The following is a 23,102-nucleotide window of genomic DNA, read 5'->3' on the forward strand; positions in this document are numbered from 1 at the left end:
CGGTACCGCGTCGTGACTCCACTGTGCGCCTAGGCGGATCGGCGGCCCAGGCCTGCCGCCACCAGCGCCGCCGCCGCGATCACGATCACCGCGTCGATGAGCAGGACGTGGCGTACCCCGCCGAACAGGTCCCCCCGCGTCGTCGCCAGGACTCCCAGCAGCGGGATGCCGATCGTGATGCCGACCTGCTGGGTCGTGGTGACCAGGCCCGTCGCCAGGCCCTGCTCCTCGTCGGGGACGCCGCTGGTGACCGTCACCCCGTACGAGATGATCGCGCCCAGGTGGCACATGCTGGCCAGCGAGACGGCGGCGGTGGCGAGCAGTGCGCCCGACTCCCGGCCCACCGCCAGCAGCAGGGCGACGAACAGGCCCTGGCCGAGCAGCGAGGCGACCAGCGTACGGCGGGCGCCGAAGCGGCCGATGACCTTGGCGGCGTACGTTCCGGCGACCGCCGAAATGACGCCCTGGACGCCGAAGACCAGACCGGTCCGGAAGGACGACAGACCCAGGACCTCCTGGAGGTAGAGGGTCAGGACGAAGACCACCGTCGACATCATCGAGAAGGTGACAAGGCCGCCGAAGTTGCCCCACGCCACCGTGCGGCGCCTCAGCATCGGCAGCGAGACCAGCGGGGCCGCCGCCCGGGACTCGACCACGACGAACGCGGCGAGCAGCGCGAGCCCGGCGACCAGGGTGCCCCACACGTCCGCGCCGCCGAAGCCGCGCTGGGCCGCCGTCGACAGGGAGTAGATCAGGGCGAGCAGACCACCGGTGACGGTGACCGCGCCGGGCACGTCGAGCCGCGGGCGTTCCGGGGTGCGCGACTCCGGGAGCAGGCCCGGTGCCAGGGCGAAGACGAGCACCGCGGCGACCGTGAGCAGGCCCATCGTCGAGCGCCAGCCCAGCGTGTCGGTCATGACCCCGCCGAGCACCATGCCGACGGTGAAGCCCAGCGAGAGCAGGGTGCCGCTGATGCCCAGCGCCCGGTCGCGCTGCGGGCCCTCGGGGAAGGTGGTCGTCAGCAGGGACATCCCGGTCGGCACGATCACCGCGGCGCCCAGGCCCTGGAGGGCGCGGCCGGTCAGGAACGACGCCGGGTCCCAGGCGAGGGTGGCGAGCAGCGAGGCGGCGCCGAACAGGGCGAGCCCGGTGAGGAAGAGCTTCTTGCGGCCGTAGAGGTCGGCGATCCGGCCGAACAGGAGCAGGAAGCCGCCGGACGGCAGCGCGAACGCGGTCACCGCCCACTGGAGCGCGGACTGGCCCAGGCCGAGGTCCTCGCCGAGGACGGGCAGTGCCACGTTCAGTACGGAGAAGTCGAGCGCCACCATGAACTGGGCGGCGCAGAGCACGAACAGGACCAGCTTCGCGCGGCCGGTGAGCCGGGCGTCCCGCGGGTCCGCCGCGGGGACCGGCGTGGCCGGTGCGGTGGGGGTGTCGATTGCCATGGCCACAGCCTGGCCGCCCGGGAATGGCCGTGGAGAGTGGGAACTTATCCTGTTGGCGGCACCACCAGGCAGCGGCCGGGGGTGCCGAAGCGTTGTCGACGAGGGGGAGTACGGACGTGGCCACGCCGATCGACAAGTCGCCGCGGCGCAACGAACTGCGCGAGTTCCTGATGAACCGGCGGGCCCGGATCAGCCCCACCGCCGCCGGGCTGCCCGACGGCGGCGCCCGCCGCCGCACCCCGGGCCTGCGCCGCGAGGAGGTCGCCGTGCTGGCCGGGGTGGGCGTCTCCTGGTACCAGTGGCTGGAGCAGGGCCGGGACATCACGGTGTCGCCGCAGGTCCTGGACTCGGTGGGCCGGGTGCTCAAGCTGACCAGCGTGGAGCGCCGCCATCTGTACGTGCTGGCCGGGCTCAACCCGCCCGCGCCGGAGGTCGATCCGGCCTACGCCGACATGCGCCAGGGCCTCCAGCGGCTGATCGACGCCTGGATGCCGTTCCCGGCGCACATCATGGACCCGTACTGGAACACGGTGATGTACAACGACGCGGCCGCCATGGTGCTCGGGATGCGCCCCGAGATCGTGCAGAACTGCCTCATCGCCTTCTTCACCGACCCGGTCTACCGGGCGCGCTCCAAGAGGTGGGAGGAGATCGCCGGGAGCGTGGTGGCCCAGTTCCGCGCGGCCTGCTTCGAGCGGCCCGACGACGAGGGCTTCCAGGAGGTCGTCGAGGAGGCGTCGCGGCTGTCGGCGGAGTTCGCCGAGCTGTGGGGGCGGCGGGACATCCTGCCCGCGGGCCAGGTGCGCAAGGAGTTCCAGCACCCGGTGGTGGGCACGCTGTTCGTGGAGTCCACGCAGCTGCGCGTGCCCGCGCGCCCGGACCTCGCCATCGTGCTGCACAACCCGCTGCCGGAGGGCGACACGGCCGCGAAGCTGGAGTGGCTGGCCTCGCCGGAGGGGCGGCGCGGGTCGATGTACCCGGTCGCGGGCTGAGACGCGGCGCCGCCGTTCGGTGGCACTCCTTATGCTCCTCGTATGACTCAGAGCACCGAACTCGACCCCGAGGACCGCAAGATCATCACCCTGGCGCGCAGCGCCCGGGCCCGCAACGGGGTGGCCGAGGGCGCGGCCGTACGGGACGAGACCGGGCGTACGTACGTCGCCGGGACCGTGGAGCTGGACTCGCTCAAGCTCTCGGCGCTGCGGACCGCTGTCGCGATGGCGGTGGCGAGCGGGGCGAAGTCGCTGGAGGCGGCGGCGGTGGTGACGGACGAGGCCTCGGCCTCGGACGCGGATCTGGCGGCTGTACGGGATCTTGGGGGTGTGGGGACGCCGGTGCTGGTGGCGGGACCGGACGGATCACTCCGCGCAACGTTGCCGGCCTGACGCTGTGTTGCCCGCACTTTGTCTGCGGGTGAGTGGCGGGTTGCTCGCGCAGTTCCCCGCGCCCCTTTTTCTGGCCCGGCCTTCGTCTGCGGGTGGGTGGTGGGCTGGTCGCGCAGTTCCCCGCGCCCCTGGGTAGTACGGCTTGTCCGGTGATTCACGGCGCCCCTAGGGGGTTGGGGGCAAGCCGGAGAACTCTGCTCAGCCACAGGCTTTTAGGGGCGCGGGGAACTGCGCGAGAAGCGGCCACGACCCGCAGACGAAAGCGGACCTCCAGGACGCCCAGAGCCGCCCGACGGGGTCGGACTGCCTAGAGTGCCGGTTCCCAGGGCGCGCCCACAACCGCCCGAACGGGCCGTCCTACCCAGGGGCGCGGGGAACTGCGCGAGCAACCCATCACACACCCGCAGACAAACGCCGGACCAAAAAAGGGGCGCGGGGTCAAGAAACCCCCCGCCCCCCCTTGCGCCCAGCCGCAACCCGCGCATCAATGAACAGCAGTAAATCCGACGGCCCGTCAGATCCGGCGGCCGAGGCAGGGGGCGCGAGCCGCGGCCCCGTGCCGGACCGGTCGCCCCGCGTGGCGTGCGCACCCCGCCCGCGGACGGTTACGCGTAACCGACACGCGCATGCGCATGCGCCCAGCGCGGCACTCGCCATCTCCCGCTGCGGGAAGCAGGGGGAGTACGGAAGGGGAACCGATGGTACGCAAGAGGCCACTGGCGCTCGCGGCGCTCGTCGCGGGCGGCCTGGCCACCGGTGCACTGGTACTGGCCCCGACGGCCGCGGCCGTCTCCCCGGGGTCGGCCACCGAGGTCTACGACTGCGGTTTCTACGGCGGCGGTGAGGCGACGCTGACGGCCACCCAGAACGGCACGGCCGCCACCATGACCCTCACCTCGTCCGAGATCACCACCCCGATCGGGGTGGGCAAGGACACCATCACCACCACGCTGACCATGGCCAGGTCCGGTGGCGGCACCCTGGTCTTCAGCGGGAAGCGCAACCCCGCGATGACGGCGGGCAGCGGGGTCTCGGTCGGTCCGCTCGCCGGGACCGTCTCGCCCGGGCTCTCCGCCAGCGCCCACCCCGGCTCGGTCAGGATGCTGGTCTTCGGGATCACCGTGACGTGCACCTCCACGGCGGCCCAGACGCCCGGGCCGTTCGTGTTCAGCTGAGCCCCGGGAGAAACCGACAGCCCCCCACGTCCCACGGAACCGGCGCCGCAGCCAGCGGCGCCGGTTCCCGCTGTCCGTACGCCCCGCACCAAGCCCCGCTGACCTGCGGGAACACGGATCTTGACAGTATCTGATGGCCCATCAGTCAAGGGATTTCGCTTCCATTGACTTCTTTTCGCGCCCCCAGGTCAATGGCTCCCTGCCGGCGCAGCCGAGCCGCTGCTGCGCCACTACCGCAGAGGAGGGCAGTCATGCCTTCAGCACGAAGACGGCGCCGCTGGGCCGCCGTACTGGGAGCCGCGGCGCTCATGGCCGGGACGGGGGCGCTCATCGCGCCCGCGCAGGCGCTGGCCGCGACGCCCGTCGACTTCGCCACGCACTGCGTACCGCCGCCCATCGCGGGCATCCCGCCCATCGACGGCACCACCACCGCCCAGATCACCGTCGACAAGGCGGCGCCCAAGGTCGGCGACACCGTCACCGTCACGTACACGGTCACCAAGCCCGCCGCCAGCAACCCGGTGGACCTGGCGCTGCCCGCCGACATCATGACCCCCACCGGAAAGGTCACCCTGGGCGGCGCCCAGAGCGGTGACCTCGCGGTCGCCGGGCCCAAGAAGAACGACCCGGTGCCGGGGAAGGGCGCGTTCCCGCCGTTCTCCATGACCGGTACGTTCACCGTCACCGCACCCGGCGCGATCACCCTGTCGCCCGGCGACTACAACATCCACACCAGCTACATCATGGAGCTGGACACCCCCTGCACGGTCACCAACCCGCCCGCGCCCGTCTCCGAGACGGTCACCGCGACCGGCGGCGGCCAGACCAACCAGCGGGCCGTCCAGCTGGGCACCGCCTCCGGCAAGCCCGGCGCCACGGTCACGGTCACCGGGTCGAAGTTCACGGCGGGCGCGACCGTGACGGTCGCGGGCCGCGCCGGAGCCGCCGAGACCGCCGACAAGGCGACCGTGACGGCGGACGCGCAGGGCGCGTTCTCCACCACGCTGACGGTCAACGACAAGGCGACCAGCGGCATCGTCGCCTACGAGGGCGCGAGCTGGAGCGACGACAAGGGGGCGGGACCGGCGGCGTACAGCGTCGTCGACGACACCCCGGCGCCGCCGAACAGCCAGAAGCTCAACTCCTCGGTCAAGGCGGGCACCCTCTCCATGACCCAGGCCGGCGACGCCGTCTCCATGGACGCCGTCGACTTCGGCAAGGGCGGCTTCTCCCGGGGCTCGCTCCAGACGGTGACGGTCCAGGACTTCCGCGGCGGCCCCGCGGGCTGGTCCCTGACCGGCAAGGTCACCGACTTCACCGGCCCCGGCGGGGCGAAGATCGACGCCTCCAAGCTCGGCTGGACCCCGGTCTGCGCCACCAAGGCCGGCTCCCCGTCGACCTGCGCGGCGGGCTCGCCCGGGCCCGTGGGCGGCGCCGGCGCCACCCTCGCCACCACGCCCAACGCGGCGCTCACCGGCGGTGAGTTCACCGTCGACGCCCGGGTCTCGTTGAACGTTCCGGCGTTCACCGCCCCCGGCGCCTACTCCGGTGTGCTGACGCTCACGCTCGCCTGATCCACCCGTGGGCCGGGCGCGCACCCGGCCGGCCCACCCGTCCCCGGGGGAACGCCGTGCGCAGACCGTCGCCCGTCCCGCTCCTGCTCGCCGCCCTGCTCGCCGCCGTCCCGCTGGCGCCCGGCACGCCCGCGCGCGCCGCCGACAACGGCGACTGGGCCGTCTACCCGGCCGCCTCCGGCGCGGACCGGCGCCCGTACTTCTACCTCTCCGCCGACCCCGGCAGCACCCTGACCGACAAGGTCACCGTCACCAACAAGACGGCCGCCCCGATGAGCTTCCGGCTGTACGGGGCCGACGCGTACAACACCGAACGCGACGGCGGGTTCGCCGTGCGCACCCGGCGCGAGCCGCAGCACGGCGTCGGCGCCTGGGCGCGGCCCGAGCGGACGGCGGTCACCGTCCCGGCGCACGCCTCGGTCACCGTGCCGTTCACCGTCACCGTCCCCGCCGACGCGGAGCCCGGCGACCACCCCGGGGCGCTGGTCGCCCTGGACGAGAAGGTCGCGGCCGGGCGGGGCGAGCTGGCCATGGGGGTGCAGCAGGCCGTCGGGGCGCGCGTCTATCTGCGGGTCACCGGGCCCGCCGTGGCCGCGCTCGCCGTCGAGGACGTCTCGCTCGCCCAGCACCGGCCGCTGCTGCCCGGTACGGGCACGAGCCGGACCACCATCTCGTACACCCTGCACAACCGGGGCAATGTCACGCTCGACCCGAAGGTCGAACTGAAGGCGACGGGCCTGTTCGGCCGTACGCTGCTCAGCCGCGCGCTCACCAAGGTGCCGGCCGAGCTGCTGCCCGGCCAGAAGGTCCGCCTGACCGAGCCGTGGAGCGGCTCGCCGCAGCTGGACCGGGGCGACGTACGGCTCACGGCCAGCGCCAGGGGCGTCACCGGATCCGGCGGCGCCACCTTCCTCGCACTGCCCTGGCCGGCCCTCGCGGTGCTGGTGGCGGCCGTGGCGGCGGGGCTCGCGGGGTGGCGGCTGCGGCGGGTCCGGGGGCGGCGGGGCCGACCGGCGGGGGCGCGCGTGCGGCGGGGCCGTTCGGATCGGGGAGAATGGGCGGCATGAGCGCTCGTACTGTTGAGAACAACGCCCCCCACCGGGCCGGCTTCGCCTGCTTCGTCGGCCGCCCCAACGCGGGCAAGTCCACCCTCACGAACGCTCTGGTCGGACAGAAGGTGGCGATCACCTCCAACCGTCCGCAGACGACCCGGCACACCGTCCGGGGCATCGTGCACCGCCCCGACGCGCAGCTGATCCTGGTCGACACGCCGGGCCTGCACAAGCCGCGCACACTGCTGGGCGAGCGGCTCAACGACGTCGTCCGTACGACCTGGGCCGAGGTCGACGTGATCGGCTTCTGCCTCCCGGCGGACCAGAAGCTCGGGCCCGGCGACAAGTTCATCGCCAAGGAGCTCGCGGGGATCAAGAAGACCCCGAAGATCGCGATCGTCACGAAGACGGACCTCGTCGACTCCAAGGCACTGGCCGAGCAGCTGCTCGCGGTGCAGCGGCTCGGGGACGAGCTGGGCTTCGAGTGGGCGCAGATCGTGCCGGTCTCGGCCGTCGGCGACCAGCAGGTCCAGCTGGTGGCGGACCTCCTGGTCCCGCTGCTGCCCGAGGGCCCCGCGCTCTACCCCGAGGGCGACCTCACGGACGAGCCCGAGCAGGTGATGGTGGCCGAGCTGATCCGCGAGGCGGCGCTGGAGGGGGTACGGGACGAGCTTCCGCACTCCATCGCGGTGGTCGTGGAGGAGATGCTGCCGCGCGAGGACCGGCCGGCCGACCGGCCGCTGCTCGACATCCACGCGAACGTGTACATCGAGCGGCCGAGCCAGAAGGGGATCATCATCGGGCCGAAGGGGAAGCGGCTCAAGGAGGTGGGGATGAAGTCGCGGCAGCACATCGAGGCGCTGCTGGGGACGCCGGTGTTCCTCGACCTTCATGTGAAGGTGGCGAAGGACTGGCAGCGCGACCCGAAGCAACTCCGCAAGCTGGGCTTCTAACTCCCCGCACCCGCTTCGCGTTCGTCTGCGGGTGGTGGTGGGTTGCTCGCGCAGTTCCCCGCGCCCCTAAAAGCCAGGGGGCTGAGCTGGGTTCTCCGGGTGCGGCCGACTACCTAAGGGGCGCGGGGAACTGCGCGACCAGCCACCCCCTGTCCGCAGACGAAAAGCGGGTGCAGGGGCGAAGCCCTACGCGGGGTGGGGGAACACTCACCCCTCGGCGATCAGCGCCGTGCCCACCCGTACAAACCCCAGCCGCCCATACATCCGCGCCACATCCTCGTCCCCCGCCGACAGGAACACCGTCGACGCCCCGCGGGCACGCGCGTCACGCACCAGCGCCCCCGTGACCGCCTCGCCCAGACCCCGCCGCCGCGCCGCCGGCACCGTGCCGACGCCGACGACCTCCGTCACCGGGCCCACCGGCTGGTGCATGCCGCAGGAGAGGGGCAGGCCGTCCTCGACGGCCGCCGCCACTACGGTGAGGCCCGCCGCGATGCGCTCCGCGACCTGCGCGGCGCGCCCGTCACCGGCCCGCGCGGCGATCTCCGCCGTCAGCTCGGCCGGCCCGGCCGCCCCCACCGCCGTACCGGGCGCCGCGAACGCCAGGTGCGGGACGACGAGCGCGGCGTGCAGGAGCGGGTCGTCCGCGCCCAGGACGCGGACCAGCGGGTGCGCCGCGGGCGCGGGCGCGTCCGGGGCCAGCACCATCAGCGGATGGGCGTGCACCGCGAGGCCCGACGCCTCCACGGCCGCCCGCAGCCCGGGCGTCACCTCGTCCACCCACTCGAACGCCTCCGGCAGCCCCAACTCCCGCTGGCGCGCCCGCACCTTGTCGACGTCCGCCGCTGACACCGGGCCCGGGTGGCCGGGCGTGGGCCGCCCGTAGAACGGCCAGCCGACACCCTCCCGTACGAACAGCGTCAGCGGACCGAAGTCCTCCGCCCGGGCCGAGGAGCGCGGTACCGAGTCGTAGTAGCGCTCGAGGAGCTGGAGGTGGGCGGTGGGCGGGGTGTCTGTCGTCATGCCTGGCATCAAAGCAACGACGGCCCCGCTACGCACCTTCTTTCAGCACCCGCGACACCAGCGCCCGCTGCGCGGCGGACAGCCGCGGGTCGGCGCAGTGGACCGTGCGGCCGTCGACCGTGATCTCGTAGTGGAAGCCGTCCGGAACGCCCGGCGACGGCTCGGTCCGGCCGTCGGCGAGCGCCGCCTCGGCCAGGGCCTGCCACTCCGCCGCGTCGGGCCGGCCCGAGGTGTCGACCTCGGCCCGGCGCTCGATGCCGGCGAATCCTCCTGTGCGGGTCACCTGGATGCGCATGCCTCCTGTCTAGCAGCGCACCGGCCCCGCGTCAGCCGCTCTCCACACCGACCTGCGACCAGGCTTTGCGGACCGCCTGGTGCTCCTCGCCGTCGCCGAAGCGGGTGTGCGCCGCGGCGACGGTGAGCCGGGCGAAGTCCGCGAACAGGGCCTGCTTGCCGAGCTCGCCGCCGGTCAGCACGTCGTACCAGATCTGCCCGGCCCGCTCCCAGGCCTTGCCGCCGAGCGCCTCGGCGACCAGGTAGAAGGCGTGGTTGGGGATGCCCGAGTTGAGGTGGACGCCGCCGTTGTCGCGGCCGGTGGTGAGGTAGTGGTCCATCGTCGCGGGCTGCGGGTCCTTGCCGAGCACGTCGTCGTCGTACGCCGTGCCGGGCGCCTTCATGGAGCGCAGCGCCGCGCCGGTCACCCCCGGGGCGAGCAGGCCCTGGCCGATCAGCCAGTCGGCCTGGTGGGCGTCCTGGTCGAGGGCGTACTGCTTGATCAGCGAGCCGAAGACGTCCGACATCGACTCGTTGAGCGCGCCCGGCTGCCCGAAGTACGTCAGGTTCGCCGTGTGCTGGCGTACGCGCGGTTGACGGTGGCGTCCTTCACCGGCTTGTCGCCCCTGCCGCGTACCTTGCGGCCGGGCAGCGCGGTGCCGTGGCGGCAGTCGTGGACGGTGCGGTGCGGCTGTCCCTCGACGGAGGCACGATGGTGCAGAAGACGGGTGTGTGCGCGTTCATGTCGCGACAATGTGGCACTCGGTCATGGGGCTGTCACTACTCGCCACCATGATTGGTTCCCAGCCATTTCGGCGCATAAGCGCCGAGCGGGTCCGGGACTTTGGTCCCTGGTTCCTTCGCCGACGTCCCGCATACTGAAACGGGACCGGCGCTTTCGGCGCCCCTCGGCTAGGCTGCGGCACATCATGCGTTTCGGGCTGCTTCTCCTTAGCTGCCGCGGCGAGGGCCTGTAAGTCGTAGGCCGACCCCCTCCCCGCGGGATCTGGTGCTGCTTCGACTCAGTCGGCCGTCCTATGAGAAGGACCCGAGGAGCCCTACGCAATGTCTGAGAACTCCGTGTCTGTCGGTCGCCCGACGCCCGTCACCAACGCGACCCACACCCAGAAGACCTCCGGGATGCCGATCCACAAGTACGGCCGGTACGAGGCCGTGGACATCCCCGACCGCACCTGGCCCGAGCAGCGGATCACCAAGGCGCCGCGCTGGCTGTCCACCGATCTGCGCGACGGCAACCAGGCGCTGATCGACCCGATGAGCCCGGCCCGCAAGCGCGAGATGTTCGACCTGCTGGTGCGCATGGGCTACAAGGAGATCGAGGTCGGCTTCCCGTCGTCGGGCGACACCGACTTCAACTTCGTACGCTCGATCATCGAAGAGGGCGCGATCCCCGAGGACGTGACGATCTCCGTCCTGACCCAGGCCCGCGAGGACCTGATCGAGCGGACCGTGGAGTCCCTGCGCGGCGCCCACCGGGCCACCGTGCACCTGTACAACGCCACCGCCCCGACCTTCCGCCGGGTCGTCTTCCGCGGCTCCAAGGACGACATCAAGCAGATCGCGGTGGACGGCACCCGGCTGGTGATGGAGTACGCGGAGAAGATCCTGGGCCCGGAGACGACCTTCGGCTACCAGTACAGCCCGGAGATCTTCACCGACACCGAGCTGGACTTCGCCCTGGAGGTCTGCGAGGCGGTCTGCGACGTCTGGCAGCCCGAGGAGGGCCGCGAGATCATCCTCAACCTGCCCGCCACGGTGGAGCGTTCGACGCCGTCCACGCACGCGGACCGGTTCGAGTGGATGAGCCGCCGTCTGACCCGCCGCGAGTTCGTCTGCCTGTCCGTGCACCCGCACAACGACCGCGGTACGGCGGTGGCCGCCGCCGAGCTGGCGATCATGGCCGGGGCCGACCGCGTCGAGGGCTGTCTGTTCGGACAGGGCGAGCGCACCGGCAACGTCGACCTGGTCACCCTGGGCATGAACCTGTTCAGCCAGGGCGTCGACCCGCAGATCGACTTCTCGCAGATCGACGAGATCCGCCGCACCAGCGAGTACTGCAACCAGATGGAGGTCCACCCGCGCCACCCCTACGCGGGCGACCTGGTCTACACCGCCTTCTCCGGCTCCCACCAGGACGCCATCAAGAAGGGCTTCGACGCGATGGAGGCCGACGCGGCCGCCAAGGGTGTCACCGTCGACGACATCGAGTGGGCCGTCCCGTACCTGCCGATCGACCCCAAGGACGTCGGCCGCTCCTACGAGGCCGTCATCCGGGTCAACTCGCAGTCGGGCAAGGGCGGTATCGCGTACGTCCTGAAGAACGACCACAAGCTGGACCTGCCGCGCCGGATGCAGATCGAGTTCTCCCGGATCATCCAGGCGAAGACCGACGCCGAGGGCGGCGAGGTCACTCCCGGCCAGATCTGGTCGGTCTTCCAGGACGAGTACCTGCCGAATCCGGCCAACCAGTGGGGCCGTGTCCAGCTGCGTTCCGGCCAGACCACGACCGACACGGACGGCCGGGACACGCTGACCGTCGAGGCGGTCGTGGACGGCGTGGACACGGTCCTGACCGGCACCGGAAACGGTCCGATCTCGGCCTTCTTCGAGGCGCTGGCCGCGATCGGCGTGGACGCCCGGCTGCTGGACTACCAGGAGCACACCATGAGCGAGGGCGCGTCCGCGCAGGCCGCCTCGTACATCGAGTGCGCCATCGACGGGCAGGTCCTGTGGGGGATCGGCATCGACGCCAACACCACGCGCGCCTCGCTGAAGGCGGTCATCTCCGCCGTCAACCGCTCGGCCCGCCAGTAGCCCCGGCTTCCGAGCACGCTCCACCGGCCCGCCGCGGCCGGTGGAGCGCCGTCTTTGCGCCACTCCTCCTGACGAGGTGCTGACGTCACATCATCGATGTGGCTAACATCACGTCAACGCGGCAATGTTGCCGGTCCGTTACGGAGGTGCGCGGTGGTGCTAGGCCGGGGCTACAACGGTACGAACCCCCGCGCCGCGGGCATTCTCGAACGGATCTGGACGGTCCGGACTTCCTGGACCACCGTGGGCGACGGGGAGTTCTTCTGCCCGGAGTGCGGGGGCGACCGCAACTTCCGCCGCCGCACCGGCCGTCGGCGCCTGGCGGTGTTCGGCGTCCCGCTGCTCTCGCGCGGCGCCGCGGGGCCCGTGGTGGAGTGCGCGGCCTGCGAGACCCACTTCGGGACGGACGTCCTGGACCACCCCACCACCACCCGCTTCTCGGCGATGCTGCGCGACGCCGTGCACACCGTCGCCCTCGCCGTCCTCGCCGCGGGCGGCACCTCCTCCCGTACGGTCACCTCGACCGCGGCCGCGACCGTGCGCGCCGCCGGGTACGACGACTGCACCGAGGAGCAGCTGGTCACCCTGATCGAGGCGCTGGCGGCCGACACCGGGCGGTTCCTCACCGACACCGAGGCCGACCCGTGCGGCGCGGCCCTCGCCATCGAGCTGCACGAGTCCCTGGAGCCGCTGGCCCCGCACCTCGCCCCGGCCGGCCGCGAGTCGATCCTGCTCCAAGGCGCCCGTATCGCGCTGGCCGACGGCCCGTACCGCCCGGCCGAGCGCGAGGTCCTCATCACGGTGGGCGGCGCGCTCCAGCTGTGCGCGGACGACGTGTCCCGGCTGCTGGCGGCGGCCCGGACGCCGTCCTGAGCGACCCCGTCCTGGCGGAGCCCGCCCCCGGCGGTGAAACAATGGGCCCATGAGTCTGTTCCGGGACGACGGCATCGTGCTGCGCACCCAGAAGCTCGGTGAGGCCGACCGGATCATCACGCTTCTGACCCGCGGCCATGGCCGCGTGCGCGCCGTCGCCCGCGGGGTGCGCCGCACCAAGTCCAAGTTCGGCGCCCGCCTGGAGCCGTTCTCCCACGTCGACGTGCAGTTCTTCGCGCGCGGCAGCGAGCTGGTCGGGCGCGGTCTGCCGCTGTGCACCCAGAGTGAGACGATCGCTCCGTACGGTGGCGCGATCGTCACGGACTACGCCCGCTACACCGCCGGCACCGCGATGCTGGAGACGGCGGAACGGTTCACCGACCACGAGGGCGAGCCCGCCGTGCAGCAGTATCTGCTGCTGGTGGGCGCGCTGCGCACCCTCGCGCGCGGCGAGCACGCCCCCAACCTCGTCCTCGACGCCTTCCTGCTGCGCTCGCTCGCCGTCAACGGCTACGCGCCCAGCTTCGAGGACTGCGCCCGCTGCGGCATCCACGGCCCCAACCGGTTCTTCTCGATCGCGAGCGGCGGTGTGGTCTGCGCCGACTGCCGGGTGCCGGGCAGCGTCGTACCCTCTGCGGAGGCGGTCTCGCTGCTGAGCGCGCTCCTGACGGGGGACTGGGCGACGGCCGACGGGAGCGAGCCCCGGCACGTACGCGAGGGCAGCGGCCTCGTCTCGGCCTATCTGCACTGGCATCTGGAGCGCGGCCTGCGCTCACTGCGGTACGTAGAGAAGAACTGAGGGAGAAGAACCCCACATGGCACGACGCGGAATCCTGGGCGGCCGGTCCCGGCGCGAGTACACGACCCCCGAGCCGCACCCCTCGGGGGCGCGCCCGCCGAAGATCCCCGGTGAGCTGGTCCCCAAGCACGTGGCGGTCGTCATGGACGGCAACGGGCGCTGGGCGAAGGAGCGCGGGCTGCCGCGCACCGAGGGCCACAAGGTCGGTGCCGAGCGCGTCCTCGACGTGCTCCAGGGCGCGATCGAGATGGGCGTCGGCTCCATCTCGCTGTACGCCTTCTCCACCGAGAACTGGAAGCGCTCGCCCGACGAGGTGCGCTTCCTGATGAACTTCAACCGCGACTTCATCCGCAAGACCCGCGACCAGCTCGACGCACTGGGCATCCGGGTGCGGTGGGTGGGCCGTATGCCCAAGCTGTGGCGCTCGGTGGCCAAGGAGCTCCAGGTCGCCCAGGAGCAGACCAAGGACAACGACCGGCTCACGCTGTACTTCTGCATGAACTACGGCGGCCGGGCGGAGATCGCCGACGCGGCGCAGGCCCTCGCGGAAGACGTGAAGGCGGGCCGGCTCGACCCGTCGAAGGTGAGCGAGAAGACCTTCGCCAAGTACCTGTACTACCCGGACATGCCGGACGTGGACCTGTTCCTGCGGCCCAGCGGCGAGCAGCGGACCTCCAACTACCTTCTCTGGCAGAGCGCTTACGCCGAGATGGTCTTCCAGGACGTGCTGTGGCCGGACTTCGACCGCCGGGACCTGTGGCGCGCCTGTCTGGAGTACGCGCAGCGCGACCGCCGCTTCGGCGGGGCGCTGCCCAACCTCGACATCCCGCGGCAGGACGGTGCCGCGGCGGCCGAGTGACCCGCGCGCCGGGGCGGGGCGGCCGGGCCGGTCAGACCGCAGCCGCCTCGCACTCGGCGTCGGCCGCCGAGAGCTCCATCTCGGCGGCGAGCCGCTCGCCGCGGTCCTCGGAGAAGTCCAGCGCCGCGAGCACCGAGGGCACCGCGATGCTGGACATCACATGGCGCTGCAGGACCAGGTGGCGGTGGGAGAGGTCCTGGTAGTCGCTGAGCGTCTGGGACATCATCTGCAGCCCCGCGAAGGCGCCCACGTACAGCTCGGCCGTGTCGGAGATGACCACGTTGGGCATCAGCTCGCCGCGCGCCTGCGCCAGGGTCAGCACCTTGACGTTCACCTCGCTCCAGTGCCGGAACGGGCCGCTGCGGTCGAGCCCGGTGGCCTGCTGGTCGAGGGTCAGCCGGATGCTGGCGCGCACCAGGTGGTCGGTGCGCAGCCGGTGGGCGAGCACCGAGCCGGAGTCGATCAGCTCCTGGAGCTTCACGGGCTGCGGCGGCAGCGAGGGGCCGGAGCCCTGCTCGTTCAGAACCCCGTGCGCGAGCGCCTCCTTCGACTGGAAGTGGAAGTAGAGCGCGCCCTTGGTGACTCCGGCCGTCTTCAGGATGTCCGTGATCGTGGCGGCCTGGAACCCCTGCTTCTCGAAGACGATGGCCGCCGCCTCCAGGATCGCCCTCCTGGTGCGGATCGCACGGTCCTGCTTCGCCACGCTGCCTCCTTGTGTTGCGCCGCGATGTCGACGCCGTGAACTCCGGGACCGCCCCAGCCCCGCTATTGAAAAAAACCGTCTGGTTTGTATCTTAACAGTGGGACGCAGGACTATGTTCTTCGTACATGCCTCGGGGGGAGCCATGTCCAAAACACCAGCAGTATTGACCAGCGCCATACCCATAACCGGTGCCGGGCCCACCAACATGACGCAATCACACCCCGTCTCACCGGAACTGGTCCACCGGGCCAGGCCTGCCGACGCCTTTCCGCGCGGCTGGCGCCGGCGCGGCGAGGACACCTTCTCGGTCACCGCGCACTGGCCGCACGACCACGCGTTCTTCGCACCCGTCGCGGGGGATCTGCACGACCCGATGCTCGTCGTAGAGACGATGCGGCAGTCCGCGATGCTGATAGTGCACGCGGGCTACGGGGTGCCGCTCGACTGGCACTTCATGCTGACCGACCTCGAATACACCGGCAACGAGGGCCAGTGGGACGTCGGCGGCCAGCCGGCGCTCATCGACGTGGAGCTGGAGTTCTTCCGCCTCGAACGGCGCGGCGGCAAGCTGTCGCGGCTCAAGGTCCGCTGGGTGCTGCGCCGGCTCGGCCGGCTGGTGGCCACCGGCTCCGGCCAGGCCCGGGTGCTCAGCCCCGGCGTCTACCGGCGGCTGCGCGGCGACCGGACGGTCCCGGGCGTCAGCGGACACCTCCCGGTGCCCGTCCCGGCCGACCTGGCGGGCCGCACCCGCGCCGCCGACGTGGTGCTGGCGCCGTGCCCGCAGGAGCGCGTCTGGCGGCTGCGGGTGGACACCTCGCACCCCACGCTCTTCCAGCGCCCCAACGACCACGTGCCCGGCATGCTGCTCCTGGAGGCGGCCCGGCAGGCGGCCAGCGCGGCCCTGGGGCCCGCCCCGTTTGTGCCGGTCGCGGGTGACATAGCGTTCCACCGGTACGCGGAGTTCGACAGCACCTGCTGGATACAGGTCACCGACACGGCGCCCCGGCGCCCCGGCATGACCAGTGTGCAGGTCACCGGCCACCAGGAGGACAGCCTGGTCTTCCTCGCCACGCTGTCGGCCCCGCGCGGCGGCTGACGGGCCGGCAGGGCGGAAGGGGACGACGATGATTCTGGTGACCGGGGCGACCGGGACCGTGGGGGGCGAGGTCGCCCGGCTGCTGGCGGCCACCCACCCGCTGCGCGTGCTGGCCAGACGGCCGGAGCGCGTGACGCTCACCGGACCGGCCGTCGAGGTGGCCGCCGGTGAGTACGCCGACCGCGACAGCCTCGACCGCGCGCTCAAGGGCGTACGGGCGGCCTTCCTGGTGACCGGGAGCATCGGCGACCCCGACGACCTCCGGTTCGTCCAGGCCGCCCGCGCGGCCGGGGTGCGCCATCTGGTCAAGCTCTCCGCGCTGGCCGTCACCGATCCGGCCGCCGACGACCTCATCACCCGCCGCCAGCGCGAGAACGAGACGGCCGTACGGGAGTCCGGGCTCGCCTGGACCCTGCTGCGGCCGCGCGCCTTCATGACCAACACCCTGTCCTGGGCGCGGTCGGTGCGCGAGGAGGGCGTGGTGCGCGCGCTGTACGGGGACGCGCCCAACGCGACCGTGGACCCGCGCGACATCGCCGAGGCGGCGGTCAGGGCGCTCACCGAACCGGGCGCCCACGAGGGCCGCGCCTACGCGCTCTGCGGCCCCGCGCCGATCACCGCGGCCGAGCAGACCGCGCTCCTCGGCGAGGCCCTGGGCAGACCGCTCCGGTTCGAGGAGCTGGGCCCCGAACGCGCCCGCGCCGCCCTGCTCGCGCGCTATCCGCGGCCGGTGGCCGAGGCGCTGCTGCACAGCGCCGAGCGTCAGCGCGCCGGGGCGAAGGCCGGGGTGTCCCCGGACGTCCAGGAGCTGACGGGCCACCCGGCGCGCTCGTACGCCGAGTGGGCCCGCGACCACGCGGACGCCTTCGCCTGAGGCCCGTACGACGTCAGGGAAGGGCCCTGCCGGCAGCGACCGGCAGGGCCCTTCTCCTGTGTTCCTGGCCGCCTCAGCCGCCTCAGCCGTTCAGCAGGAGCGGCAGTTCCCGGTGGCCGTTGGAGATGAACGACGGGAGCTGGGCCGGCCGTTCGCCCGGGGCCGCCAGGGCCACGTCCGGGAAGCGGGTGAAGAGGGCCGACAGCGCCACCGTCGCCTCCAGACGGGCCAGCGGAGCCCCCAGGCAGTAGTGGACGCCGTGCCCGAAGGCCAGGTGCTCACGGCGCAGCGGGCGCGAGGGGTCGAAGCGGTCGGCGTCCTCGCCGTGCACTTCCGGGTCGCGGCCCGGCCCCGCGAGCGCGACCAGGATCGGCTCGCCGCGGGGGATCACCACACCGCCGATCTCGATGTCCTCCACCGCGTAGCGCAGCGGCACATGGGCGGCCGGCGGCTCCCAGCGCAGGGTCTCCTCGACGACGTCCTCCCAGGCGATCTCGCCGCGCCGGGCCCGGGCCAGCTCCTCGGGGTGGGTGAGCAGCGCGTACGCGGCCTGGTCGATGAGGTTGACCACGGTCTCGAAGCCGGCCGAGATCATCAGCAGCAGGGTGTCCACCAGCTCGACCTCGGTCAGACCGCTGCCGTCGTCCTCGTCCCGCGTGGCGATCAGACCGCTGGTCATGTCGTCGCCGGGGTTGGCGCGCTTGAAGGCGATGAACTCGTTGAGCGCCACATAGAGTTCACGGCCGGTCGCCTCGGCCTCCTCCGGGGTCACCTCGGTGAGGAAGGTGATGTCGATGAGGCGGCAGAGCCGGTCCCGGGCGCTCTCCGGGACCCCGAAGAGCTCGCAGATCACCTGGACGGGCAGCGGGCTCGCGAACGCCTTGCGCAGATCGACCGGTTGACCCGCCGGGGTGTCCGCGAGCTTGTCGAGGAGGTCCGAGACGATCCGCTCGATCGTCGGGCGCAGGGCCGCCGTCTGGCGCGCGGTGAACGCCTTGGACGTCAACTTGCGCAGCCGGCTGTGCTCCTCGCCGTACGCGGTGATCATGCTGCGGACCGATATCCACAGGGCGAGCGGCCAGGTGCGGGGGATCTCGCCGTTGATCCAGGCGGGCCAGTGGCGTTCGGCGTCCTTGGAGACGCGCGGGTCGGTCATCAGGCTCTTGGCGGCCTCGGCGCTGGTGACCGACCAGGCGGCCACGCCGCCGGGCAGCTCGACGCGGGTGACCGGGCCGTGCGCGCGGATACGGGCGATCTCGCCGTGGATGTCGGTTCCGGCGGCGTCGATGGCGAACGGGCAGTGCTGCTGGGGCATGGAGGTGCTCCGTAAGGACGGGATGGGGACGTGTGGCTGTGCCGACTACTGTGGGCACAAGGGGAGATGTACGTCGACGCGGGTGCCGTTCCCTGGCGCGCTCTCGATGCTGAGGCGCCCGCCGAGGCCGTCGGCCCGGGGCTCGGTCGGCCGTCGAGCGTGGCCCCCGGCAGCGGCGGCCGGGGAGGAGTCGCTCGGCGTCGGTGGGCAGCCGTTCGTCACCGGCCGGCTCCAGCCGTACGGTCGACGGCCTGCGGGAGGGCCCGGCGGGCGGCGGCGAGCTCGGGCCCGCCGCCGGTCCTGGCCGGATACAGCTGTGCGTCCCTCATCCGTCCTCCCCCCATGTGACCGGATGGGAGGAGATTAACAAACCGGATAACCGGTTTGCCACTGGGGTTCCAACAGGTGGCTAGCCGGCGACGGTCCAGGTGTCGTTGCCGGTGAGCAGGGCGCTGAGGTCGCCCTTGCCGCGCTGTTCGATGGCCTGGTCGAGCTGGTCGGCCATCTGCGTGTCGTACACCGGTCGGCTGGCGCTGCGGAACACGCCGATGGGTGTGTGGTGCAGGGTGTCGGGGTCGGCGAGGCGGGAGAGGGCGAAGGCGGTGGTGGGGGAGGCGGCGTGCGTGTCGTGGACGAGGACGCGTGCCTCGTTCTGCGGGGTCACCTCGACGACTTGGAGGTCGCCGGTGGCGGGGTCGCGGACGACGCCCTTGTGCAGATCGGCGCCGAAGCGGATCTGCTGTCCGTGTTCGAGGCGGATCACCGCCTCCTGTGCCTGCTCGTTGTCCTTGAGGATCTCGAACGCGTCGTCGTTGAAGATGTTGCAGTTCTGGTAGATCTCGATGAGGGCGGTGCCGGGGTGGTCGGCGGCTTGGCGCAGGGTTTCGGTGAGGTGTTTGCGGTCGGAGTCGATGGTGCGGGCGACGAAGGAGGCTTCGGCGCCGAGTGCCAGCGACACCGGGTTGAAGGGCGCGTCGAGGGATCCCATCGGTGTGGATTTGGTGATTTTGCCGGTTTCTGAGGTGGGGGAGTACTGGCCTTTGGTGAGGCCGTAGATGCGGTTGTTGAAGAGGAGGATTTTGAGGTTGACGTTGCGGCGTAGGGCGTGGATGAGGTGGTTGCCGCCGATGGAGAGGGCGTCGCCGTCGCCGGTGACGACCCAGACGCTGAGGTCGCGTCGGCTGGTGGCGAGGCCGGTGGCGATGGCGGGGGCGCGGCCGTGGATGGAGTGCATCCCGTAGGTGTTCATGTAGTACGGGAAGCGGCTGGAGCAGCCGATGCCGGAGACGAAGACGATGTTTTCCTTGGCGAGGCCGAGTTCGGGCATGAAGCCCTGGACGGCGGCGAGGACGGCGTAGTCGCCGCAGCCGGGGCACCAGCGCACTTCCTGGTCCGACTTGAAGTCCTTCATGGACTGGGCGGCCTCGGCCTTCGGGACCAGGGAGAGCAGGGTCCGTGCCGTCGTCGTCTCAGACATTGATGGCCTCCTTGAGGGCCTGCGCGAGCTGCTCGGCCTTGAACGGCATACCGTTGACCTGCGTGAACGACTGCGCGTCGACCACGAACTTCGCCCGGATCAGGATGGCGAGCTGGCCGAGGTTCATCTCCGGGACGACCACCTTGCCGTAACGCCCCAGCACCTCGCCCAGATTCCTCGGGAAGGGGTTGAGGTGGCGCAGATGGGCCTGCGCGATGGGTACGCCCTCGGCGCGCAGCCGGCGCACGGCGGCGGTGATCGGGCCGTAGGTCGAACCCCAGCCGAGGACGAGCGTGTCGGCGCCGCCCAGGTCGTCGACCTCGAGGTCGGGGACGTCGATGCCGTCGATTTTCGCCTGGCGGGTGCGGACCATGAGGTCGTGGTTGGCGGGGTCGTAGGAGATGTTGCCGGTGCCGTCCTGCTTCTCGATGCCGCCGATGCGGTGTTCAAGGCCGGGGGTGCCGGGCACGGCCCAGGGCCGGGCGAGGGTCTGTGGGTCGCGCTTGTAGGGCCAGAAGACTTCGGTGCCGTCGGCGAGGGTGTGGTTGGGTACGGTGGCGAACTGGACGCGTAGGTCGGGCAGTTCGTCGAGGTCGGGGATGCGCCAGGGCTCGGATCCGTTGGCGAGGTAGCCGTCGGAGAGCAGGAAGACCGGGGTGCGGTAGGTCAGGGCGATACGGGCCGCGTCCAGGGCGGCGTCGAAGCAGTCCGCCGGGGTCTTCGGCGCCACGATCGGCACCGGGGCCTCACCGTTGCGCCCGTACATCGCCTGGAGCAGGTCGGCTTGTTCGGTTTTGGTGGGCAGGCCGGTGGAGGGGCCGCCGCGCTGGATGTCGACGATGAGCAGCGGCAGTTCGAGGGATACCGCGAGCCCGATGGTCTCGGACTTGAGGGCCACGCCCGGGCCCGAGGTCGTCGTCACGGCGAGGGAGCCGCCGAAGGCGGCCCCCAGTGCGGCGCCGATTCCGGCGATCTCGTCCTCGGCCTGGAAGGTGCGCACGCCGAAGTTCTTGTGTTTGGACAGTTCGTGCAGGATGTCCGAGGCCGGGGTGATCGGGTAGGAGCCGAGGTAGAGCGGCAGGTCGGCCTGGCGGGAGGCGGCGATCAGTCCGTAGGAGAGGGCCAGGTTGCCGGAGATGTTGCGGTAGGTGCCGGTGGGGAAGGCGCGGGTGGCGGGGGCGACCTCGTAGGAGGTGGCGAAGTCCTCGGTCGTCTCGCCGAAGTTCCAGCCCGCGCGGAAGGCCGCCACGTTGGCTTCGGCGATCTCGGGTTTCTTGGCGAACTTCTGCCGCAGGAAGGCCTCGGTGGCCTCGGTGGGCCGGTGGTACATCCAGCTCAGCAGCCCCAGCGCGAACATGTTCTTGCTGCGCTCGGCCTCCTTGCGCGTGAGCCCGAACTCCTTGAGTGCCTCGACGGTGAGGGTGGTCAGCGGCACCGGGTGGACGTTGTAGGCCTCCAGGGACCCGTCCTGCAGCGGCGAGGTCTCGTATCCGACCTTGGCCATGGGCCGTTTGGTGAACTCGTCGGTGTTGACGATGATGTCCGCGCCGCGGGGGACGTCGGCCAGGTTGGCTTTGAGGGCGGCGGGGTTCATGGCGACGAGGACGTTGGGTGCGTCGCCGGGGGTGAGGATGTCGTGGTCGGCGAAGTGGAGCTGGAAGCTGGAGACGCCGGGCAGGGTGCCTGCGGGGGCACGGATCTCGGCGGGGAAGTTCGGCAGGGTGGACAGATCGTTGCCGAACGAGGCGGTCTCCGAAGTGAACCGGTCACCCGTGAGCTGCATACCGTCACCCGAATCACCCGCGAACCGGATGATCACCCGATCAAGGCGCTTGACTTCCTTCAGCATCGACAGGCTCCTCAACCCTTGATTTCGCAGATGGTGGCGCCGGACGTGACGGACGCACCCACGGCCGCCGCGAGATCCTTGACGGTGCCGGAGCGGTGGGCGTTGAGGGGCTGTTCCATCTTCATGGCTTCGAGGACGACGATGAGGTCGCCTTCCTTGACTTCCTGGCCCTCTTCGACGGCGACCTTGACGATCGTGCCCTGCATCGGCGATGCCAGCGCGTCACCCGAGATCGCGGAGCCCGTCTTCTTCTTGTCCCGGCGCTTGGGCTTGGCCCCGGCGGCCAGGCCGGTACGCGCCAGCGACATGCCGAGCGAGGAGGGGAGGGAGACTTCGAGCCGCTTGCCGCCGACCTCGACCACCACGGACTCCCGCTCGGTGGCCGCGTCCTCGTCCCCGTCGGCCGCAGGCGGGACGAACGCCGGGATGGCGTTGACGAACTCGGTTTCGATCCAGCGGGTGTGGACGGTGAAGGGGTCGGTGGAGCCGGTGAGTTCGGGGGCGAAGGCGGGGTCCTTGACCACGGCGCGGTGGAAGGGGATGGCGGTGGCCATGCCTTCGACCTGGAACTCTTCCAGGGCGCGGGCGGCGCGCTGGAGGGCCTGGGCGCGGGTGGCGCCGGTGACGATGAGCTTGGCGAGCAGGGAGTCCCAGGCCGGGCCGATCACGCTGCCGGACTCCACGCCCGCGTCAAGGCGGACACCGGGGCCGGTGGGCGGGGCGAAGGTGGTGACGGTGCCGGGGGCGGGCAGGAAGCCTCGGCCGGGGTCCTCGCCGTTGATGCGGAACTCGAAGGAGTGGCCGCGCAGCTCGGGGTCGGTGTAGCCGAGTTCTTCGCCGTCGGCGATGCGGAACATCTCGCGGACCAGGTCGATGCCGGCGACTTCCTCGGTGACGGGGTGTTCGACCTGGAGGCGGGTGTTGACTTCCAGGAAGGAGATGGTGCCGTCGGTGCCGACGAGGAACTCCACGGTCCCGGCGCCGACGTAGCCGGCCTCCTTCAGGATGGCCTTGGAGGAGGAGTACAGCTCCGCCAGCTGGGCCTCGGAAAGGAACGGGGCGGGGGCTTCCTCGACGAGCTTTTGGTGGCGGCGCTGGAGGGAGCAGTCGCGGGTGGAGACGACGACGACGTTGCCGTGGGTGTCGGCCAGGCACTGGGTCTCGACGTGGCGGGGCTTGTCGAGGTAGCGCTCGACGAAGCATTCGCCGCGTCCGAAGGCGGCGACGGCCTCGCGGACCGCCGATTCGTAGAGTTCGGGGACTTCTTCGAGGGTGCGGGCGACTTTGAGGCCGCGTCCGCCGCCGCCGAAGGCGGCCTTGATGGCGATGGGCAGGCCGTGCTGTTCGGCGAAGGCGACGACTTCGTCGGCGCCGGAGACGGGGTCGGGGGTGCCGGCGACGAGGGGGGCTCCGGCGCGCTGGGCGATGTGGCGGGCGGCGACCTTGTCGCCGAGGTCGCGGATGGCCTGGGGCGGGGGGCCGATCCAGGTGAGGCCGGCGTCGAGGACGGCCTGGGCGAAGTCGGCGTTCTCGGAGAGGAAG

At 71.6% G+C, this 23,102-nt stretch carries 20 protein-coding genes and 1 pseudogene; 12 read left to right on the forward strand and 9 right to left on the reverse strand.

Features of this window, described 5'->3' with window-relative positions:
- Positions 1-29: 29 nt before the first annotated feature.
- Positions 30-1,445: an MFS transporter gene (locus ABD236_RS09885; protein WP_344072522.1), complete on the reverse strand. Its 1,416-nt coding sequence runs from the start codon at positions 1,443-1,445 to the stop codon at positions 30-32.
- Between the two features lie 170 nt (positions 1,446-1,615).
- Here ABD236_RS09885 and ABD236_RS09890 point away from each other — a divergent pair, with 170 nt between their 5' ends.
- From ABD236_RS09890 to era, 6 genes are all read left to right on the forward strand, one after another.
- Entirely contained in the window at positions 1,616-2,437 is an 822-nt protein-coding gene (locus ABD236_RS09890) for a helix-turn-helix transcriptional regulator (RefSeq protein WP_344072575.1), read from the forward strand.
- A gap of 42 nt (positions 2,438-2,479) precedes the next feature.
- Positions 2,480-2,830, forward strand: coding sequence for a cytidine deaminase (locus ABD236_RS09895; protein ID WP_344072524.1), 351 nt, complete (start codon positions 2,480-2,482; stop codon positions 2,828-2,830).
- A gap of 698 nt (positions 2,831-3,528) precedes the next feature.
- The gene (locus ABD236_RS09900) at positions 3,529-4,005 is read left to right on the forward strand and encodes a hypothetical protein (protein WP_344072526.1); all 477 of its coding nucleotides are present in this window, start codon (positions 3,529-3,531) and stop codon (positions 4,003-4,005) included.
- Positions 4,006-4,256: 251 nt separating this feature from the next.
- On the forward strand, positions 4,257-5,579 hold the full coding sequence (locus ABD236_RS09905; RefSeq protein ID WP_344072528.1) for a WxL domain-containing protein: 1,323 nt from the start codon (positions 4,257-4,259) through the stop codon (positions 5,577-5,579).
- A 56-nt stretch (positions 5,580-5,635) separates the two neighbouring features.
- Positions 5,636-6,646 (forward strand): WxL protein peptidoglycan domain-containing protein, encoded by a 1,011-nt coding sequence (locus ABD236_RS09910; RefSeq protein ID WP_344072530.1) that lies wholly within the window; start codon positions 5,636-5,638, stop codon positions 6,644-6,646.
- A complete protein-coding gene (era, locus tag ABD236_RS09915) occupies positions 6,643-7,584 on the forward strand; it encodes a GTPase Era (RefSeq protein ID WP_344072532.1) in 942 nt (313 codons plus the stop codon). Before ABD236_RS09910 ends, era begins: the two co-directional genes overlap by 4 nt.
- 207 nt (positions 7,585-7,791) lie before the next feature.
- On the opposite strand, the gene ABD236_RS09920 is transcribed toward era, so the two are convergent.
- The 3 genes and pseudogenes from ABD236_RS09920 to ABD236_RS09930 form a co-directional block, all read right to left on the reverse strand.
- A complete protein-coding gene (locus ABD236_RS09920) occupies positions 7,792-8,607 on the reverse strand; it encodes a GNAT family N-acetyltransferase (RefSeq protein WP_344072534.1) in 816 nt (271 codons plus the stop codon).
- Positions 8,608-8,635: 28 nt separating this feature from the next.
- Complete coding sequence (locus ABD236_RS09925) at positions 8,636-8,902, reverse strand: protealysin inhibitor emfourin (protein ID WP_344072536.1); 267 nt, start codon at positions 8,900-8,902, stop codon at positions 8,636-8,638.
- A gap of 31 nt (positions 8,903-8,933) precedes the next feature.
- Positions 8,934-9,586, reverse strand: a pseudogene (locus ABD236_RS09930) (M4 family metallopeptidase); the annotation flags it as partial.
- 359 nt (positions 9,587-9,945) lie between these two features.
- Between ABD236_RS09930 and leuA the strand changes: the two are divergent.
- From leuA to ABD236_RS09950, 4 genes are all read left to right on the forward strand, one after another.
- Positions 9,946-11,715: a 2-isopropylmalate synthase gene (gene leuA, locus ABD236_RS09935; protein WP_344072538.1), complete on the forward strand. Its 1,770-nt coding sequence runs from the start codon at positions 9,946-9,948 to the stop codon at positions 11,713-11,715.
- Positions 11,716-11,868: 153 nt separating this feature from the next.
- On the forward strand, positions 11,869-12,588 hold the full coding sequence (locus tag ABD236_RS09940) for a TerB family tellurite resistance protein (RefSeq protein WP_344072540.1): 720 nt from the start codon (positions 11,869-11,871) through the stop codon (positions 12,586-12,588).
- A gap of 49 nt (positions 12,589-12,637) precedes the next feature.
- Positions 12,638-13,387, forward strand: a complete 750-nt coding sequence (recO, locus tag ABD236_RS09945; protein WP_344072542.1) for a DNA repair protein RecO — start codon at positions 12,638-12,640, stop codon at positions 13,385-13,387.
- 16 nt (positions 13,388-13,403) lie between these two features.
- Positions 13,404-14,246, forward strand: a complete 843-nt coding sequence (locus tag ABD236_RS09950) for an isoprenyl transferase (RefSeq protein WP_344072544.1) — start codon at positions 13,404-13,406, stop codon at positions 14,244-14,246.
- A gap of 31 nt (positions 14,247-14,277) precedes the next feature.
- Here ABD236_RS09950 and ABD236_RS09955 read toward each other — a convergent pair whose 3' ends face one another.
- Positions 14,278-14,949: a ScbR family autoregulator-binding transcription factor gene (locus ABD236_RS09955; RefSeq protein ID WP_344072546.1), complete on the reverse strand. Its 672-nt coding sequence runs from the start codon at positions 14,947-14,949 to the stop codon at positions 14,278-14,280.
- A 205-nt stretch (positions 14,950-15,154) separates the two neighbouring features.
- Here ABD236_RS09955 and ABD236_RS09960 point away from each other — a divergent pair, with 205 nt between their 5' ends.
- Positions 15,155-16,045, forward strand: coding sequence for a ScbA/BarX family gamma-butyrolactone biosynthesis protein (locus tag ABD236_RS09960; protein ID WP_344072549.1), 891 nt, complete (start codon positions 15,155-15,157; stop codon positions 16,043-16,045).
- A 28-nt stretch (positions 16,046-16,073) separates the two neighbouring features.
- Positions 16,074-16,919 carry an SDR family oxidoreductase gene (locus ABD236_RS09965; protein ID WP_344072552.1) on the forward strand — a complete coding sequence of 282 codons (846 nt, stop codon included), beginning with the start codon at positions 16,074-16,076 and terminating at the stop codon, positions 16,917-16,919.
- Between the two features lie 82 nt (positions 16,920-17,001).
- Here ABD236_RS09965 and ABD236_RS09970 read toward each other — a convergent pair whose 3' ends face one another.
- From ABD236_RS09970 to ABD236_RS09985, 4 genes are all read right to left on the reverse strand, one after another.
- On the reverse strand, positions 17,002-18,234 hold the full coding sequence (locus ABD236_RS09970) for a cytochrome P450 family protein (RefSeq protein ID WP_344072554.1): 1,233 nt from the start codon (positions 18,232-18,234) through the stop codon (positions 17,002-17,004).
- Positions 18,235-18,643: 409 nt separating this feature from the next.
- Complete coding sequence (locus ABD236_RS09975) at positions 18,644-19,711, reverse strand: 2-oxoacid:ferredoxin oxidoreductase subunit beta (protein WP_344072556.1); 1,068 nt, start codon at positions 19,709-19,711, stop codon at positions 18,644-18,646.
- Positions 19,704-21,560 carry a 2-oxoacid:acceptor oxidoreductase subunit alpha gene (locus ABD236_RS09980; protein WP_344072558.1) on the reverse strand — a complete coding sequence of 619 codons (1,857 nt, stop codon included), beginning with the start codon at positions 21,558-21,560 and terminating at the stop codon, positions 19,704-19,706. Before ABD236_RS09980 ends, ABD236_RS09975 begins: the two co-directional genes overlap by 8 nt.
- 11 nt (positions 21,561-21,571) lie before the next feature.
- A partial coding sequence (locus ABD236_RS09985; RefSeq protein WP_344072561.1) for an acetyl/propionyl/methylcrotonyl-CoA carboxylase subunit alpha occupies positions 21,572-23,102 on the reverse strand: 1,531 nt, incomplete at its 5' end.

The sequence above is a fragment of the Streptomyces crystallinus genome (assembly GCF_039521265.1).
Taxonomy (GTDB): domain Bacteria; phylum Actinomycetota; class Actinomycetes; order Streptomycetales; family Streptomycetaceae; genus Streptomyces; species Streptomyces crystallinus.